The sequence below is a fragment of the Pseudomonas persica genome (genome assembly GCF_900291015.1).
GTDB lineage: Bacteria > Pseudomonadota > Gammaproteobacteria > Pseudomonadales > Pseudomonadaceae > Aquipseudomonas.
Window position 1 is genome coordinate 1 of record NZ_OLKL01000353.1, and the last position, 239, is coordinate 239.

At 71.5% G+C, this 239-nt stretch carries 1 protein-coding gene; it reads right to left on the reverse strand.

Annotated elements, in window-relative coordinates; genetic code table 11:
* A partial coding sequence (locus FQ664_RS26855) for a DEAD/DEAH box helicase (RefSeq protein WP_144175998.1) occupies nucleotides 1-239 on the reverse strand: 239 nt, incomplete at both ends.

The window sequence follows — 239 nt, forward strand, 5'->3', positions numbered from 1 at the left end:
CGCGCGCCTTGCCGGTGACCTTGCCGGCCAGCCAGGCGATGCGCACGCCCAGCGGCTCCAGCCAGCCGCGCAGGTTGTTGAGATGCTGTTCGGCCAGCAGCTCGGTGGGGGCGGCCAGTGCGACCTGCTTGCCCTGCTCCACCGCCAGCATCGCTGCCAATGCCGCCACCACGGTCTTGCCCGAGCCGACATCGCCCTGCACCAGCCGCAGCATCGGGCTGGGTCGCGCAAGGTCTTCG